Consider the following 16,017-nt stretch of genomic DNA (forward strand, 5'->3'; position numbering starts at 1 on the left):
TTTCAATAGCTATCCTACGAAGATTTGTCCTTCATCAGCAAAATGAAGGACATTCCTTTCGCTTACCAACACAGATTTTTCCTTCAACGGCATAAAAAAGGACAAATCGCCAGCTACTTTACAGAGATTTGTCCTTTAAAAGGTACATGATTAACCAAGCATTACTGTTTTTTACTTAAATTCTCTTGTGCCATTTTAACGAGCTCGCGAACCATGCTGCCGCCAAGTCTTCCACCGACTTTTCCGGCCTGTTCGGATGTGAGCTGGCCGTTATAGCCTTTTTTCAAGGGAACACCGACCTCTTCGGCAGCTTCAAATTTCGCATTCTCAGGGTTCGCAGATTGAACGACCTTCGCTTTAAGCGCATCCAATCCTTTACGCGCTTCCGGGACAAGTATTTTATTTCTTCTGGCCATAGGAAATCCCTCCTTCCATAGTAGGATTTCCTTAATAAAAAAAATTCATCAACATGACTGGATAAATCCTAATGTTTCCAGTATAATAACTGGTAATCAAGTTGGAAAAATCAATGAAAAAGAGAGTAGTTATCTAGGAAGTGAAAGCGAGTCAGGGGCGGTGTGAGCCTGATACGGAGCAGATAATGAAGCGCACTTTGGAGATGCTGACCCGAACCAAGTAGGGTAAGCCGGAGAATCCTCCGTTACAAAGTAAAGCCGGTTCTTTTTGAACAATTAGAGTGGTACCGCGGGATTATCAAACTCTCGTCTCTTTATATAAGAGGCGGGGGTTTTTTGTTTTTTTAAATAAAAGGAGGTCAATAAAAAATGAATTTTAAAAAGGAGCTTGCAGCCATCCTATTCGAACTGCTAGACCAGGAAATTACTGCAGCGGAACTAGAACTAATGATTGAAAAACCAAAAAACTCTGCACATGGGGATTTAGCCTTTCCGTGTTTCACATTAGCCAAGCTAAAAAGAAAATCGCCCAATCTGATTGCGCAAGAACTAAGTGAAAAGATTCAATCGCCTACATTTGAAAAGGTTGAAGTTGTGGGCGCATACCTTAATATCTTTCTAAATAAAAAGCTGGTTTCGGAACAGCTCATAAGCAGCATTTTCGAGCAAAAAGGTCATTTCGGTGCCCAGGAATTTGGGAATGGTGGCAATGTACCGATCGACATGTCGTCACCGAATATTGCCAAGCCATTTTCGATGGGACATTTGCGTTCCACTGTAATTGGAAACTCTATAGCGCTTATTTTAGAGAAATGCGGCTATAAGCCTATCAGAATAAACCATCTTGGTGACTGGGGCACACAGTTTGGGAAGTTAATTACCGCCTATAAACTATGGGGTGATTCCGAAAAGGTAAAACAAAACCCGATCAAGGAGCTACTCGCGCTATATATTAAGTTTCATGATATGGTGGAATCAGACCCATCACTTGAAGATCAGGGGCGCAGCTGGTTCAAACGATTAGAAGATGGTGATGAGGAAGCCTTAACACTGTGGCAATGGTTCCGAGATGAATCGCTTAAAGAGTTTTCAAGAATTTATGAGTTGATGAACGTCCAATTTGACTCCTATGCGGGCGAAGCATTTTATAATGACAAAATGGATCGGATCGTCAAACTGCTTGAGGAAAAACAGCTGCTGGTAGAATCCGATCAGGCCATGGTAGTCGAGTTAGCCGAAGAGCAGCTGCCTCCGTGCTTAATTAAAAAATCCGATGGCGCTACACTCTACGCCACCCGTGATTTAGCAGCCGCTCACTACAGAAAAGAGAACTACGACTTTGTCCAGTCCTTATATGTGGTCGGTCATGAACAAAGCCTTCATTTTAAACAGTTGATTGCCGTGTTAGGAAAAATGGGCTATGAATGGGCAGAGAAAATGGTTCATGTTCCATTTGGAATGATGTTAAAAGACGGTAAAAAGATGTCGACACGTAAAGGCAAGGTTGTTTTATTAGAAGAGGTATTAAATGAATCAATTTCGATGGCACGGCACAATATCGAGGAGAAGAATCCAAACCTGGCAAACAAAGATGCAGTATCGAAACAGGTGGGAGTGGGTGCGGTTATTTTCCACGACTTAAAAAATAACCGGATGAATGATATTGAATTTTCCTTAGAGGAAATGCTTCGGTTTGAAGGGGAAACAGGTCCATATGTCCAATACACCTTTGCCCGGGCATGTTCGATTTTACGAAAAGCGAATTGGCAAGCGGATTTACATCCTAAAAACTACACGAATTCTTGGGAAAAAGAATGGAAGGTGGCAAGCCTGCTAATGGAATTTGCACCTGCCATTAAAAGATCTTGTGAGAACTTTGATCCTTCGCAGGTGGCCAAATATATTGTTGACCTTGCCCAAGCCTTCAATAAATATTATGCCGAAGTAAAAATCCTCGAGGAGAGCAGTGAGCGGGAAGCGCGCTTGGCCCTTGTTTATTCGGTAACAGTTGTTCTAAAAGAAGGCTTACGACTGTTAGGAATTGAAGCACCGCAAGAAATGTAAGAGCGTTTTACTTTAAAAATTACCTGATTTTGGTATAGAATAAAGCTATGAAATGAGAGGGAGGCTAAAATGAATGAGTGAACTATTATTTAAGAGCTTTGAGTTAACCAGGAGTTATTTTATTAAAAATGTTGAGGCTTTAGACGAGGCGATTCTTGATGTGCAGCCACACGGTTTTAACAATACGATTCACTGGCATGTTGGTCATGTTTTGACAGTTGCTGAACAATTTATGTTTGGCTTTCCGAAAAAATCAACGAGTCTCCCAGCAAACTATATGGAAATTTTTGCAACAGGCACGAAACCAGCCGACTGGCAAGGTGACGTTCCATCCATTCAGGAATTATCGGCACAGTTAAAAGAGCAAATGAAAAGAATCAAGGAAATTCCGGTTGAAAGCTTTAACGAAAAGCTGAAAACTCCGTTTCTAGGTCAAGAAACCTTTGGTGAGCTTGCCAACTTTGCCATTTTTCATGAGTCCCTTCATTTAGGTCAAATGCATTCAATGAAAAGCGTCATTGAAGCTGCTAATGCAAAGTAATACATTTTTGACATGAAATTTCGTTTCTACTAGTGTAGAAACGTTTTTTCATTGATAAAAAAAGAGAGGAAACTTCACTATATATGGAAAAACAGCTGAGAAAAGAAAAGATATGGACAAAAGACTTTGTTCTTATCTGTTTAGCTAACTTCTTTATCTTTCTTGGATTTCAAATGACGCTTCCAACCATTCCTCTGTTTGTGGAAGATTTAGGCGGCAATGATCAATTAATCGGGTTTGTCGTAGGAATCTTTACCTTCTCTGCCTTATTGCTGCGCCCATATGCGGGAAAATCACTTGAAACAAAGGGCAGGGGATTTGTTTATCTCATTGGTTTAGCCATTTTTGTCCTATCGGTTGGATCCTTTGGATTTTCAACAAGTATCGTCTTATTATTTGCGATGCGGGTTGTTCAAGGGGCTGGCTGGGGATTTTCCACCACTGCCTCCGGAACGATTGCCTCAGATTTAATTCCTGCTTCTAGAAGAGGAGAGGGAATGGGGTATTATGGGTTGTCTGGCAATTTAGCACTAGCAATCGGTCCTTCCCTAGGACTGATTTTAACCGGTATCATTTCGTTCAAACAATTTTTCTTAATTTGTGCGGGATTAGGCTTGGTGGCTCTTTTGTTGTCTTCAAGAATTACCTACAAAAAGGTTGAACCAAAGCATAATAGGACAAAAGCAAAGCTTGATCTTTATGAGAAAAATGCCTTGAAGCCGTCGATGCTGATGTTCTTTATCACGGTAACATTTGGTGGGATTGCTGCCTTTCTACCATTATATACGGCTGAAAAGGATATTTCCGGCATTCAATTGTACTTTCTCTTATATGCACTTGCATTAATGGCCACAAGGACTTTCGCGGGACAGCTATATGACCGAAAAGGACATCAGGCTGTCTTTATCCCCGGAACATTGTTAATATTGACAGCGATGATTTTATTAGGGTGGCTTCCAAACAGCATGGTTCTTTTTGTGGCGGCTGTTTTGTATGGTCTAGGTTTTGGGATGGTACAACCTGCCCTGCAGGCGTGGGCTATTGAAAAAGTTCCAATAAATCGAAGAGGAATGGCGAATGCTACTTTCTATTCCTTTTTTGATTTAGGTGTGGGTTTAGGGGCGATGGCGTTCGGTCAAATTAGCCATCTGCTCGGATATAGCAGTATTTATATAACATCTGCTGTTTCCATTTTCATTTCGATGCTTCTTTATTTCTATTTTTTATATAAAGGCCGGGTAAGTGTAGCCCAGCAAGGGTCATAAAATAAGGTAGAATGAGCACAATAGTAGGTTGACCGAAGGTATGGAGAGAATTCTCCATGCCTTTTTATATTCCCTTTGAGCAGAAAAGAATGGATGATTCGATGGTAAAAAGGAAAAAGTAAAAATTAGATGATAATGAATAACCTGAATTTTATTACTTCCTTGCAAAGAGTTGACACCTATTATAAGCAAATCTTATAATCAGGTTTATGTGTTTGAAAACGTTGTCGTTTTTTGTCGAAAAATATAGTTGATTTATACTTTTACAGCTCAGAGATACCATCATCAGAAAAGGGAGAGAGCGTTTTGAAATTTGTTATGTTTTTGGTGGCATTAGTCGTTATTTTTTTGCTTGCCTTTATCGTAAGCAACAATAAAAAAGGGATCAAATTCAAGTCGATTGGCATTATGGTCGTTTTACAGCTTCTATTTGCTTATTTTCTGCTTAATACAGAAATAGGGCTTGTGCTTATTAGAGGAATTTCAGGAGTATTTGAACATCTTCTAGCATATGCTGCAGATGGGATTAATTTTGTTTTCGGCGGAATCGCAAATAAAGGGGAAGCACCTTTCTTCTTGAACGTTCTAATGCCGATTGTCTTTATTTCCGTATTAATTGGAATTGCTCAGTACATAAGAGTCCTTCCGATTATCATCCGTTTCCTAGGCATGGTTTTAAGTAAGGTGAATGGGCTTGGGAAATTAGAGTCTTATAATGCGGTGGCATCTGCTGTTTTTGGCCAATCTGAGGTGTTTATTTCAGTAAAAAAACAGCTTCCATACCTTCCTGAACATCGCATGTATACATTATGTACCTCGGCAATGTCGACGGTGTCGGCATCGATATTAGGGGCGTACATGACAATGATCGAACCAAAATATGTGATCACCGCACTGGTATTAAACTTATTTGGCGGATTTATCATTGCCAATATCATTAATCCTTATGAAGTAACAGAACAAGAGGATATTATTGATATTCAAGATGAAGAGAAGCAAACTTTTTTTGAAATGCTTGGGGAATATATTTTAGATGGTTTCAAAGTGGCCATCATCGTCGGCGCAATGCTAATTGGTTTTGTTGCCCTAATAAGTATTATTAATCATGTGTTTGCTGCGATTTTCGGCATTAGCTTCCAAATGGCTCTTGGTTATTTGTTCGCACCACTGGCCTTTATCGTTGGGGTACCTTCATCCGAAATAGTCGATGCTGGAACCATCATGGCGACAAAATTATTATCGAATGAGTTCGTTGCGATGATAGATTTAGGAAAAATCACAGAGTCATTGTCAAGTAGAACTGTTGGAATCATTTCTGTCTTCCTTGTTTCCTTTGCTAACTTTTCATCGATTGGAATTATCACTGGTGCTGTAAAGGGCTTAAACGAAAAGAAGGGAAATCTTGTCGCAAAATTTGGCCTTAAATTGCTATTTGGCGCAACACTTGTAAGTCTACTAACCGCTGCGATTACGGGTGTTATGCTTTAATATTGATTTTTTATGTACGGATTATTTTTCTTGCATTATGACTTTTTAACATATAATGGAATAAAAAACCACCGAATCATCAGATTAATCGGTGGTTTTTTTCGTTTTCTTGACTAAAAAATAGATAGTGCCCAAAACAACAGCGGCAATAATGATTGGCAGGACATATGGCTGGGCAAATTCTTTCACATGAGACCAATTCTTGCCCAACACTTTCCCCAAGTAAAGGAAGAGAATCGACCACGGCAAAACGGCTGCCACGGTGTAAAGGGTAAATTTAGTTGCTGACATTTTGGCAATCCCAGCAGGAATGGAAATGGCATGTCTGACAACAGGTATGAACCTTGCAGAGAAAATCACACCGGCCCCATATTTTTCAAACCAACGTTCCGCAATATCAATATGACTCTTTTTAATAAGAACATATTTTCCGTATTTTTCTAAAAAAGGCCTGCCGCCATAATAGCCCGCCCAATATAAAAATAGCTGGGCAAGCGTGCCGCCGATCGTACCGGCAATAACAGCACCGACAAAATTGAGATGTCCTTGTGAAATCATGTAACCGCCATAGCCTAAGACAATTTCACTTGGAATGATTTCTATCATTAATCCTAAGGCAATACCGAAGTAGCCTAGCTGGGATAAAAATTCCAAAACAGAGTTAATAAACTGTGCCATAGTTCACCTTCGCTTATGTAAATAATAAAGAACCAACAATAATTAGTTTATACCAGTTTGTCTTATATTCAAATTAATATGGTACTTTTCTTTAAGAAATTCCTATATTTATAGAAAAAGGCAGCAGAGCCTTGCAGTTTTTCAGAAAATGTCTAGGACCAGCTCCTGAACAAGCACTTCAACTTGTCTTATTGTCTTGCTCCAACCCCTGTACAAAGAGCTTCCGCTTTTCTATTAAGCATTCAACGAGTTTTCGGATGAGAACATATACGTTTTATGGTGGTAGCGAATGCTGTATACAAGACCCATCGCAAACATATTCCCCATGAGCGAGCTGCCGCCATAGCTGATGAATGGCAGCGGAATTCCAGTAATCGGCAGTACTTGAATTGTCATGCCGATATTTTGGAAGACATGAAAGGTAATCATACTAATAATTCCAGTACAGATATAGGTATTAAACGGGTCATTGGTATCTAAAGCAGTCTTGACTAAATGAAAGATAAGCAGAAAAAAGAGACCAATGACGATACTGCCGCCAACGAAGCCATACTCCTCACCAATAACACTAAAAATGAAATCAGTATGGGCTTCCGGGATATAAACCTCGCGATTGCCTAACCCTTTTCCGGATATTAATCCTGAACCAATCGCAGTTAACGATCTTAACAAATGGAAGCTCGAGCTTGTTGCATGACTATAGGGATCAAGCCAGGCATAAATTCGGTTAAACTGATAGGTTTGCACATGGAGGTATTTTTCCAGAAATTCAGGCTTGATTAATACAAGATAGAATATAAGGGCTGCAAGGGATGCCCCCGCACTATATATCGGGATAATGATTTTCCATGAAATACCAGAAATCAAGATAATTCCTGTTAAAATGGATAGAATGACGAGTGCTGTCCCAAGGTCGGGCTGGAGCATGATCAATCCAAGCGGCACAGCTGTTGTAATGCCTAATTTTAAAAGTAAAAGAAAGTCTGTTTTTAGTGATTTTTCCAGATGCTTTTCGTGGTGGGTTGTAATTAGACGGCTTAAAGCCAAAATCAAAAAAACTTTTACGAATTCTGATGGCTGAATCTGCCCGATTCCTCTAATGACAAACCAGCTTTTTGCCCCGTTTCTTACAGGGGCAATGGATTCTGGTGCAACGTAAACGCCAATAAGTAAAATCAGTCCGAAGCCATATAAATACCAGGAAAGTCGCTTATATTGATAGCCGTCGATAAAGATGGAAACGGAGATAATGGCGGCCCCTATTCCATACCAAAAAACCTGCATAACTAAAAAATTCTTCCCGCCATATTGCCCCGATGCTTGTGCACTATAAATAGCCGCACAGCTGACTAAGAAAAAAAGAAATAATAATAATGTTAAAGTCCAATCAAATCGATCGGCTTTTTTTCTGTATATATCCATCGGACACACCCATTTTTTTCTATAATGATCTACCTCATATCAGCAGAGAAAAAGTTCGCTAACAAAGCTTATTCGGAAAAATATTACATCCTCTTATATATAACGATTCCATACGCGAAAGGTTTCATTTAATTTTTATATCTCTTTGGACTTCGGAACTGTCCAGCTCCGGCAGCCCGCCGCTACTTCCGCTTTTCTTACATTAAATATTTTAAAAACATAGTGGCAATGCCAAAGTAGGTGAGTAACGAAAAAATATCGTTTAAAGTGGTAATCAGCGGCCCTGACGCCACCGCAGGGTCAATCTTCAAGCGGTAAAGGATTAGCGGTATAATCGTACCCGCAAGTGTCCCGATAATAAGAGTGAAAAATAAGGAGCAGCCGACAACAGCGCCCAATATCAAACTTCCCTGCCAGATATAAGCAATAATAGCAATTAGGACGGCACAGGTGATGCCGATGGTGATGCCGACACCGAGTTCCCTTGTTATTAAACGGGTAATCACGCGCTTATTAATATCAAATGAGATCAGCCCTCTGACAACGACCGCAAGTGATTGCGTGCCGGTGTTTCCCGTCATCCCGGCAATCATCGGCATAAAAAAAGCAAGGGCCACTACCTGTTGGAGGGTTTCTTCAAAACTACTGATGATTCTTCCTGAAATAACGCCAATGAATAATAGTAAAATCAGCCATGGAAGTCTTCTTGCTGCAGCGACCAATGTTTTCGTTTCAAAGTCAATTGCTTTTCCTGATGCCGATAACTTTTCAATATCTTCATTTGCTTCCTTTATGACGATATCAATAATGTCATCTACGGTGACAATCCCGACAAGGACATTGTTTTCATTGACAACGGGAATCGCTAAGAAATCATATCGTTCCGCAGTACGCGCCACGACCTCTTGGTCAGTTGTAACCGAAACCGAAATGACCCGTTCATACATTATCGTCCTAATTTTTTCCTCCGGTTCCGCTAACAGTAAATCCCGGTAAGAGACGACCCCAACAAGCTTTCGTGCTTCATCAATGACATACAGATAGTTAATCGACTCTGCAAACTCAGCAAATATTTTAAACTTATCGACTGCTTCTCTAACGGTAAAATAATCTCGGATCCAGACAAAGCGGTTTGTCATAATTCTTCCGGCTGTTTCCGGAGGGTAATTCATAATGCCTTTAACTGCTTTGGACTCTTCTATGTTCATACCTGAAAGAAGTGAATCTTTTTTCTCAGGGGACAGTTCATTTAATAATAATGCAAGGTCGTCATTGTCCATTAAATCTAGAACTTTACTGGATTTTTCGATGCCAAGAATGTTTAATAAACTAAGCTGTTCTGACTTTGGAAGCTCCTCCATCAAGTCAGCGAGGACGTCAAATTTTAAAAATAATAGAAACCTTCCTTTATGTTTTTCCGGTAATTCTTCATAAATTTTCGCTACATCATAGGGTTGGAGTTCATCTAAAATGATTTCAAATTCCGCTTTTTTGTTTTCTTTTAAGGTTTTTATAATATAAAGACTGATTTCATCGGGAGTCATATCTTTAATCATGCTTTATATACACTCCTTTCATTAGGTACATGGATGACAATTTGTCTACAATTAGACAAAAGAACTAATAATATTATAGTGGATGTAAAAATAGTATGTGTAACACTTGATAGTTTTTTGTAAAAGAATTGAAATATGCTAATTGACCTATTATTTGATAAAATAAGGAAGTATTTACAAAGAGCATTTGGAAGTTTCATGGAAACTGCCGTTAAATATTATTAAAATGTAGTTGAACGGGGGAGTTTGGCTTTGAAAAAGCATCATCAAGACATACGGGATCTCATCTATATTCATTTAAATCAAACAGACCAGTATGTACTGTCCTATGGTATCGAATTCGCTGAATTTACTGCTGCTTTTTCAGGTTCATTAAATCATCTTCTTTTACTGGCGCACCGCTTTGATGATGCTGATTTTAATATGCATACGCTGCTCGAATATTGTCCCGAAGAACGAATTAACAAGTTAGCTGCGGAAGATGTATATAGTTACGGAAATTTCTGTTGGATCGACTTTATTGAAGAAGAAGTATTGAATGAACTTTCAGGTCAGGAATTAGCTGAATTATTATACTTAGGCCATCAAAAGCAACATTTAAAATTGCCTTTTTATAATAAACTGGGAAACCGTTTTGTTTATTTGGCCCATGATGATGGCTGGTATAACAAGACCTATTATCGCAGCTTCAAGGACTTTTTTCATTTACTTAGTGAAGTAATTGCCGGCAAACTTGGGGAGATGAAGCTGGAAAAATCAATCTTTGGGATTCGAAAGAAACGCGAATATCCGCAGGTTAATAAAGAAATTCTTCTTTCGTTAACCCCCTTCATCAAGGAAGGAATTTGCATCTCTTTAAGAGATGCAGACCATCAGCGCGGCCGGATTGAAATTCCTATCTGGGTGATTGGCGATTTCGCAAATATGGATGATATGGTGGAAGAATATGAACAAATCTCCAATAAACCATACCATGCGAAAATCATCTTTGATAAAAAAACAAAAGAATGGAAACTAAATGTCATTTAAAATCTCTCCATTTTGGAGAGATTTTCTATATAGATAGTATAAAAATCGACTTTGAGATTTGTCCAGCTTCAGCGCCCGGCGGCAAGTGGACTTACGCCGCTAGACGGGCGTTTTCGCTTTTTTTGGCTAATAGGAAAGTATAAGTGCAACTACGCCTCTGTCTTCGCCCTTAGGGGCTCGCCAATCGGCGAGTTTTCTTTATAGTAGAACAATTGATTGTTTTGAAGCAAGCTATAGGAATCATAAAATATAGCTAGGAAAAAACATTAAAAAACACGTCTGCCACATTTCCTTTCTTATTAAATAAAGTGTTAAAATATAACCGTGAAAGAGAATATGGAGGTTTTGGTATGAAAACAAAACTAGGTTTGTTATATGGAGGAAAATCCGCCGAGCATAAAGTATCCTTACAGACAGCACTTGCAGTAATTCGAGCGTTAGACCTTGAGAAATTTGAAATTCAACCTATTTACATAAATGTTGAAGGCGAATGGATTAAAGGTCCGCAGCTAAGTGGGCCAGTAGAAAATGTTAAAGCACTTGAATTTTCTAACGACAATTCATTATCACCATTATCGCTTGCTCCATCACTTTTCCAATCGGAACAGGAGGAAGCGGCATCCCTTGATGTTATTTTCCCATTGCTGCATGGACCAAATGGCGAAGACGGAACTGTTCAAGGGCTATTGGAATTAATTAACTTGCCGTACGTCGGGAACGGAGTACTTGCTTCAGCTGCTGGAATGGATAAAGTAATGATGAAGAATGTCTTTGCACAGGCTGGTCTCTCACAGGTAAACTATGTTGCTTTTATTAAAAGCGAATGGGAGAATACGAAGGAAGAGGCTTATGTAAAGGTAGAAGCTGAACTGGGGTATCCGTGCTTTGTAAAACCGGCGAATCTTGGTTCTAGTGTAGGAATCAGCAAGTGTACCAATCGTGCTGAATTAGATAAAGCGTTTGTGGAAGCTTTCCAATTTGACCGCAAAGTCATTGTTGAAGAAGGTGTCACAGCCCGTGAAATAGAAATAGCTGTCCTCGGAAACGATGATCCGGAATGTTCCGTAGCTGGTGAGATTGTTCCGAAAACGGATTTTTATGATTACAAAGCGAAATATGAAGATGGCGATACAGCGCTGATGATTCCTGCCGACATAACAGAAGAAGAGTATGAGCAGCTGAAGGAAATGGCGATTCGAGCGTTTAAAGCATTAGATTGCTCCGGACTTGTTCGGGCTGATTTCTTCTTAACGAAAGATGGCAAGGCGTTAATTAATGAGGTTAATACAATGCCTGGCTTTACGCCGTTTAGCATGTTCCCGCTTTTGTGGAAGCACACCGGGATAGAGTATCCACAATTAATTGAGCGACTGGTGAATCTAGCAAAAGAAAGACATGCGGAGAAACAAAATATTAAATACACTTTTTAATTTACTAAGACAACGGAGACACGGCTGAAGCGCCGTGTCCATTTAATTTAAAAAATTGGTAAAGGAGGATATCAATTTGATAAAACGCTCTGTGAAACAAATTTTAGAAATGGTTTCTGCCACCAATGATATCACCCCGTTTGAAGACTTGATTATTGAGGGAGTGACGATTGATTCCCGAAAGATAAAAGCGGGAAACTTGTTTATTCCATTTAAAGGAGAATACTCGGACGGCCATAAATATGTAGAGGAATCGATCCGAAAAGGCGCGGCGGCTGCCCTATGGCAAAAGGATGTCCCAAATCCACCCACCCATTTGCCAATCGTTATGGTCGATGACTGTCTTGTCGCCTTACAGGAATTAGCACGTCAATATCGGAAGGAATTACCTGTTAAAGTGGTCGGAATTACCGGAAGTAATGGAAAAACGACAACAAAGGATATGACTGCTGGTCTATTATCGACCCAGTATAAAGTGCAAAAAACGGAGGGAAATTATAATAACCATATCGGTCTGCCATTAACGGTTTTAGGCTTGAATGAAGACACTGAAATTGCTGTCCTCGAGATGGGGATGAGCGGCAGAGGTGAAATTGAATTCCTGACAAAACTTGCCTGTCCTGATGCTGTTGTGATTACCAATATTGGGGAAGCACATCTTCTTGACCTTGGCTCAAGGGAAGGAATTGCGGAAGCAAAACTGGAAATCCTTCAAGGGCTTCGTGATGGAGGACTTGCGGTCCTCCATGGTGATGAGCCGCTGCTAATGGAGCGAATCCACCACTATAAAGGAAATGTCAACATTCAGACCTTTGGCAGAAATGAAACCAATGATCTATATCCAACGGAAATCACCCAAATCGAGCAAGGGAGCACTTTTAAAATCAATACTGAAGACCTTGTTTTTGAACTCCCTGTTCTTGGCACGCATAACATATTAAACGCGCTTGCATCGATGTTAATTGCTCATTATTTTTCTATTCCATTTGAAAAAATGAATGCAGGCTTAGCAAGTATTAAGCTGACAAATATGCGTATGGAGTTAGTTGAAGGGCAGCATGGAGAAAAAATTATTAACGATGCCTATAACGCAAGCCCTACCTCGATGATGGCAGCTATTGAATTGGTGTCAAATCTCCAAGGATATAAGCGGAAAATCCTTGTTCTTGGTGACATGCTAGAGCTTGGCCCGCAGGAGGCGCAATACCACCTGCAAATTGGAGAAGGTTTAAGTACTGATAAACTTGATTATCTCTTTACTTTTGGTGCGCTTGGCGAGGAGATTGCGAAAGGTGCAAGAAAGGCCTTGGGGGAACAGAGAGTGTTTGCTTTTACAGATAAGGCGGAACTCATTCAGAAATTAAAAACGTTCATTGATGAACATACACTCGTACTTGTGAAGGCTTCACGTGGCATGAGGTTAGAGGAAATCGTTTCAGCCTTACAAAAAAAATAAAGTAATCATTTTGCGATAATTGGCAGGTGTGATAAAGATGATTGGCTGCTTACTTATTCATGGCTTTACGGGTGCTCCCTATGAAGTAGAGCCCTTGGCCGAGTATTTGCAGGAACACACAGATTGGTTATTTAGCGTTCCTACGCTGCCGGGACACGGTGAACCAGGCTCTTTAAAAGGAGTCCGCTATCAAGAGTGGATTGATCATGCCGAAGCAGAATTGAAAAAGCTCATTGAAACCTGTGAAATCGTGTACGTGATTGGTTTTTCAATGGGGGGCTTGATTGCCAGTTATCTTGCTGCCAATTATCCTGTGGACAAGCTGGTTCTTTTAAGTGCGGCTGCATACTATATTAGTCCTAGGCAGCTCGGAGCTGACATAAAACAGATGATACTCGATTCCTTTCGAGGAAACTTACAAGAGAATGAATTATTTCACCGTTATAAACGAAAAATAACAGAAACCCCTTTAGCGGCGACATTGCAATTCCGCAGGCTTGTTTCTTTTATTAAGCCTCTCCTAAATCAGGTGAAAGTGCCGACATTGATTGCACAAGGGGATTGTGACGGGATTGTGCCGCCCAAAAGTGCTGAATACTTATACCAAACCATTGGTGCGAAACAGAAAAAACTCACCTATATAAAGGATTCAAAACATCATATTTGCCACTGTGAGGAACGTACTGCCCTATTTTCTCAAGTGCTGGACTTTTTAATGGACCGATAAGGCCGGTTTAAGAAGTATTAAACTTGTCTTTATTGCAAAATGCTGGCGAAAGTGGTATGATAATCATCAACGTGTCTAAAGAACGATTGAAAAGGGCATACTCCTTTGGGGAATGTTCTTTTTGTATGGAAAAGGGGCCGAGCGCCGCAAAACGATTCAGAATATCCTATCGTAGAGTAAAATAAATTTTCTACTTTAAATTAGGATGGATCTAAGCTCTGCTCACACCGCCTTTATTATGTGGTGTATAACTCATAACCTTGCTCAGTTCTATGATTGGGTTTGAAGTTGAAAGTCATATTCGTTTTTTATAGTAAAATAAAGCAGCAACTATTACCGCATTTGATGCGTGTGTGAGAATATATTCAGCACTTTAGCAAAAACATTTTCAAATAGAAGAAGGAGAATGAAAACATTGACAAAGTTTCAAGACTTAGGCATAAGCCAGGCTACGTTAAAAGCTGTTCTCAAAATGGGTTTTGAGGAAGCGACACCAATCCAAGCAGAAACGATTCCATTGAGCCTAGAAAATAAAGATTTGATCGGTCAGGCGCAAACTGGAACAGGTAAAACAGCTGCATTTGGGATTCCGTTGGTGGAGAAAATTGACACGAAAATGGATGCCATCCAAGGGATTATCATTGCCCCAACACGTGAGTTAGCGATTCAAGTATCAGAAGAGCTATACAAAATTGGTGCCGGAAAAAGAGTACGCGTGCTCCCTATTTACGGCGGTCAGGATATAAGCCGTCAAATCCGCTCGTTAAAGAAAGCCCCTCATATTATTGTCGGTACACCAGGACGTGTATTAGACCATATTAACAGAAAGACCATGCGTCTTGACACGGTTAATACGGTGATCCTTGATGAAGCTGATGAAATGTTAAATATGGGCTTTATAGAAGACATTGAGTCAATCCTTGCTTCAACACCTGTAGAGCGCCAAACATTACTATTCTCAGCAACCATGCCAGGACCAATTCAAAGAATGGCAGAAAAGTTCATGAAGGATCCACAAATTGTTCGTGTTAAAACGAAAGAAATGACTGTTCCTTTGATTGACCAATATTACCTTGAAGTTCAAGAAAGAAATAAATTTGATGTGTTAACAAGACTTTTGGATATTCAATCACCGGAATTGGCCATTGTTTTTGGCCGTACGAAGCGCCGTGTTGATGAGCTAGCAGAAGCATTGAATTTAAGAGGATATACGGCTGAAGGTATTCATGGTGATTTGAGCCAGGCAAAACGTTTATCTGTCCTTCGCAAATTTAAAGAGGGAACGATTGATGTCCTAGTTGCTACAGATGTTGCAGCAAGGGGTCTTGATATTTCCGGCGTTACACATGTATACAATTTTGATATCCCACAAGATCCAGAAAGCTATGTACACCGAATCGGCCGTACAGGACGTGCTGGTAAAGCGGGTGTAGCGCTGACCTTCATTACTCCGCGTGAAAAGTCTTATCTTGCTGTCGTTGAAAAAACAACTAAACGGAAGATGGAAAGAATGCAGGCTCCAACACTTGATGAAGCTTTAGAAGGCCAGCAACGCGCTGTTGTCGATAAGATTCTTCAAACGATTGAGTCCAACAATCTTCATTATTACAAAGCAGCTGCAGAGGAATTGCTAGAGGCAAATGATGCCTCAACGGTAGTAGCAGCTGTGTTGAAGATGTTAACGAAAGAGCCGGATACCACTCCTGTTAAATTAACGGATGAATCACCACTTCCACAAAAAAGAGAAAGAAAACAGTTTGATCGTGGTGACCGTGATCGTAGAAGAAGAGACGATTCTCGCGGCGGCTACAACGACCGTCGAAAAAAGGCTCCAGTAAAGCCAAGAAGCGGTGAAAAAAGAACCGGCGGTAAATCATCAAAACCGAGAAGCTATAATCATCAATAGAAAAGCACGCTTCCTTTGCGCTACGTATGGCTAGGGATT

13 protein-coding genes and 1 other annotated feature are annotated in these 16,017 nt (G+C 40.1%); of the genes, 9 read left to right on the forward strand and 4 right to left on the reverse strand.

Features of this window, described 5'->3' with window-relative positions; all coding sequences use genetic code 11:
• Window positions 1-161 precede the first annotated feature (161 nt).
• A complete protein-coding gene (locus V7150_RS11435; RefSeq protein WP_335517839.1) occupies window positions 162-416 on the reverse strand; it encodes an alpha/beta-type small acid-soluble spore protein in 255 nt (84 codons plus the stop codon).
• Window positions 417-520: 104 nt separating this feature from the next.
• Window positions 521-733: a binding site (T-box leader), on the forward strand.
• Between the two features lie 52 nt (window positions 734-785).
• Here V7150_RS11435 and argS point away from each other — a divergent pair.
• The 4 genes from argS (at window position 786) to V7150_RS11455 (ending at window position 5,774) form a co-directional block, all read left to right on the forward strand.
• On the forward strand, window positions 786-2,480 hold the full coding sequence (gene argS / locus V7150_RS11440; RefSeq protein WP_335517842.1) for an arginine--tRNA ligase: 1,695 nt from the start codon (window positions 786-788) through the stop codon (window positions 2,478-2,480).
• Between the two features lie 73 nt (window positions 2,481-2,553).
• Complete coding sequence (locus V7150_RS11445; protein ID WP_335517845.1) at window positions 2,554-3,021, forward strand: DinB family protein; 468 nt, start codon at window positions 2,554-2,556, stop codon at window positions 3,019-3,021.
• An 83-nt stretch (window positions 3,022-3,104) separates the two neighbouring features.
• The gene (locus V7150_RS11450) at window positions 3,105-4,286 is read left to right on the forward strand and encodes an MFS transporter (RefSeq protein ID WP_335517848.1); all 1,182 of its coding nucleotides are present in this window, start codon (window positions 3,105-3,107) and stop codon (window positions 4,284-4,286) included.
• Between the two features lie 306 nt (window positions 4,287-4,592).
• Window positions 4,593-5,774: a NupC/NupG family nucleoside CNT transporter gene (locus tag V7150_RS11455; protein WP_335517851.1), complete on the forward strand. Its 1,182-nt coding sequence runs from the start codon at window positions 4,593-4,595 to the stop codon at window positions 5,772-5,774.
• Between the two features lie 84 nt (window positions 5,775-5,858).
• On the opposite strand, the gene V7150_RS11460 is transcribed toward V7150_RS11455, so the two are convergent.
• The 3 genes from V7150_RS11460 to mgtE all read right to left on the reverse strand — a co-directional run bounded on the left by V7150_RS11460 (window position 5,859) and on the right by mgtE (window position 9,430).
• The gene (locus V7150_RS11460; RefSeq protein WP_335517853.1) at window positions 5,859-6,452 is read right to left on the reverse strand and encodes a DedA family protein; all 594 of its coding nucleotides are present in this window, start codon (window positions 6,450-6,452) and stop codon (window positions 5,859-5,861) included.
• 234 nt (window positions 6,453-6,686) lie between these two features.
• A complete protein-coding gene (locus V7150_RS11465; RefSeq protein WP_335517855.1) occupies window positions 6,687-7,874 on the reverse strand; it encodes an FtsW/RodA/SpoVE family cell cycle protein in 1,188 nt (395 codons plus the stop codon).
• Between the two features lie 197 nt (window positions 7,875-8,071).
• Window positions 8,072-9,430: a magnesium transporter gene (mgtE, locus tag V7150_RS11470; RefSeq protein ID WP_335517857.1), complete on the reverse strand. Its 1,359-nt coding sequence runs from the start codon at window positions 9,428-9,430 to the stop codon at window positions 8,072-8,074.
• A 252-nt stretch (window positions 9,431-9,682) separates the two neighbouring features.
• Between mgtE and V7150_RS11475 the strand changes: the two genes are divergently transcribed.
• From V7150_RS11475 to V7150_RS11495, 5 genes are all read left to right on the forward strand, one after another.
• Window positions 9,683-10,459 (forward strand): hypothetical protein, encoded by a 777-nt coding sequence (locus tag V7150_RS11475; protein WP_335517860.1) that lies wholly within the window; start codon window positions 9,683-9,685, stop codon window positions 10,457-10,459.
• Between the two features lie 350 nt (window positions 10,460-10,809).
• Entirely contained in the window at window positions 10,810-11,889 is a 1,080-nt protein-coding gene (locus V7150_RS11480; RefSeq protein ID WP_335517863.1) for a D-alanine--D-alanine ligase, read from the forward strand.
• A gap of 76 nt (window positions 11,890-11,965) precedes the next feature.
• Entirely contained in the window at window positions 11,966-13,345 is a 1,380-nt protein-coding gene (locus tag V7150_RS11485; protein WP_335517866.1) for a UDP-N-acetylmuramoyl-tripeptide--D-alanyl-D-alanine ligase, read from the forward strand.
• A gap of 37 nt (window positions 13,346-13,382) precedes the next feature.
• Window positions 13,383-14,072: an alpha/beta hydrolase gene (locus tag V7150_RS11490; protein ID WP_335517892.1), complete on the forward strand. Its 690-nt coding sequence runs from the start codon at window positions 13,383-13,385 to the stop codon at window positions 14,070-14,072.
• A gap of 415 nt (window positions 14,073-14,487) precedes the next feature.
• Window positions 14,488-15,978: a DEAD/DEAH box helicase gene (locus V7150_RS11495; protein WP_335517869.1), complete on the forward strand. Its 1,491-nt coding sequence runs from the start codon at window positions 14,488-14,490 to the stop codon at window positions 15,976-15,978.
• Window positions 15,979-16,017 lie beyond the last annotated feature (39 nt).

Origin of the sequence: Neobacillus drentensis (genome assembly GCF_036965245.1) — a bacterium.
Classification (GTDB): Bacteria; Bacillota; Bacilli; order Bacillales; family Cytobacillaceae; genus Neobacillus; species Neobacillus drentensis_G.

Bases quoted from the DNA above. Each gene is read 5' to 3' on its own strand.
- V7150_RS11435 (WP_335517839.1), bottom strand. From the start codon at position 416: ATGGCCAGAAGAAATAAAATACTTGTCCCGGAAGCGCGTAAAGGATTG.
- argS (WP_335517842.1), top strand. From the start codon at position 786: ATGAATTTTAAAAAGGAGCTTGCAGCCATCCTATTCGAACTGCTAGAC.
- V7150_RS11445 (WP_335517845.1), top strand. From the start codon at position 2,554: ATGAGTGAACTATTATTTAAGAGCTTTGAGTTAACCAGGAGTTATTTT.
- V7150_RS11450 (WP_335517848.1), top strand. From the start codon at position 3,105: ATGGAAAAACAGCTGAGAAAAGAAAAGATATGGACAAAAGACTTTGTT.
- V7150_RS11460 (WP_335517853.1), bottom strand. From the start codon at position 6,452: ATGGCACAGTTTATTAACTCTGTTTTGGAATTTTTATCCCAGCTAGGC.
- V7150_RS11465 (WP_335517855.1), bottom strand. From the start codon at position 7,874: ATGGATATATACAGAAAAAAAGCCGATCGATTTGATTGGACTTTAACA.
- mgtE (WP_335517857.1), bottom strand. From the start codon at position 9,430: ATGATTAAAGATATGACTCCCGATGAAATCAGTCTTTATATTATAAAA.
- V7150_RS11480 (WP_335517863.1), top strand. From the start codon at position 10,810: ATGAAAACAAAACTAGGTTTGTTATATGGAGGAAAATCCGCCGAGCAT.
- V7150_RS11490 (WP_335517892.1), top strand. From the start codon at position 13,383: ATGATTGGCTGCTTACTTATTCATGGCTTTACGGGTGCTCCCTATGAA.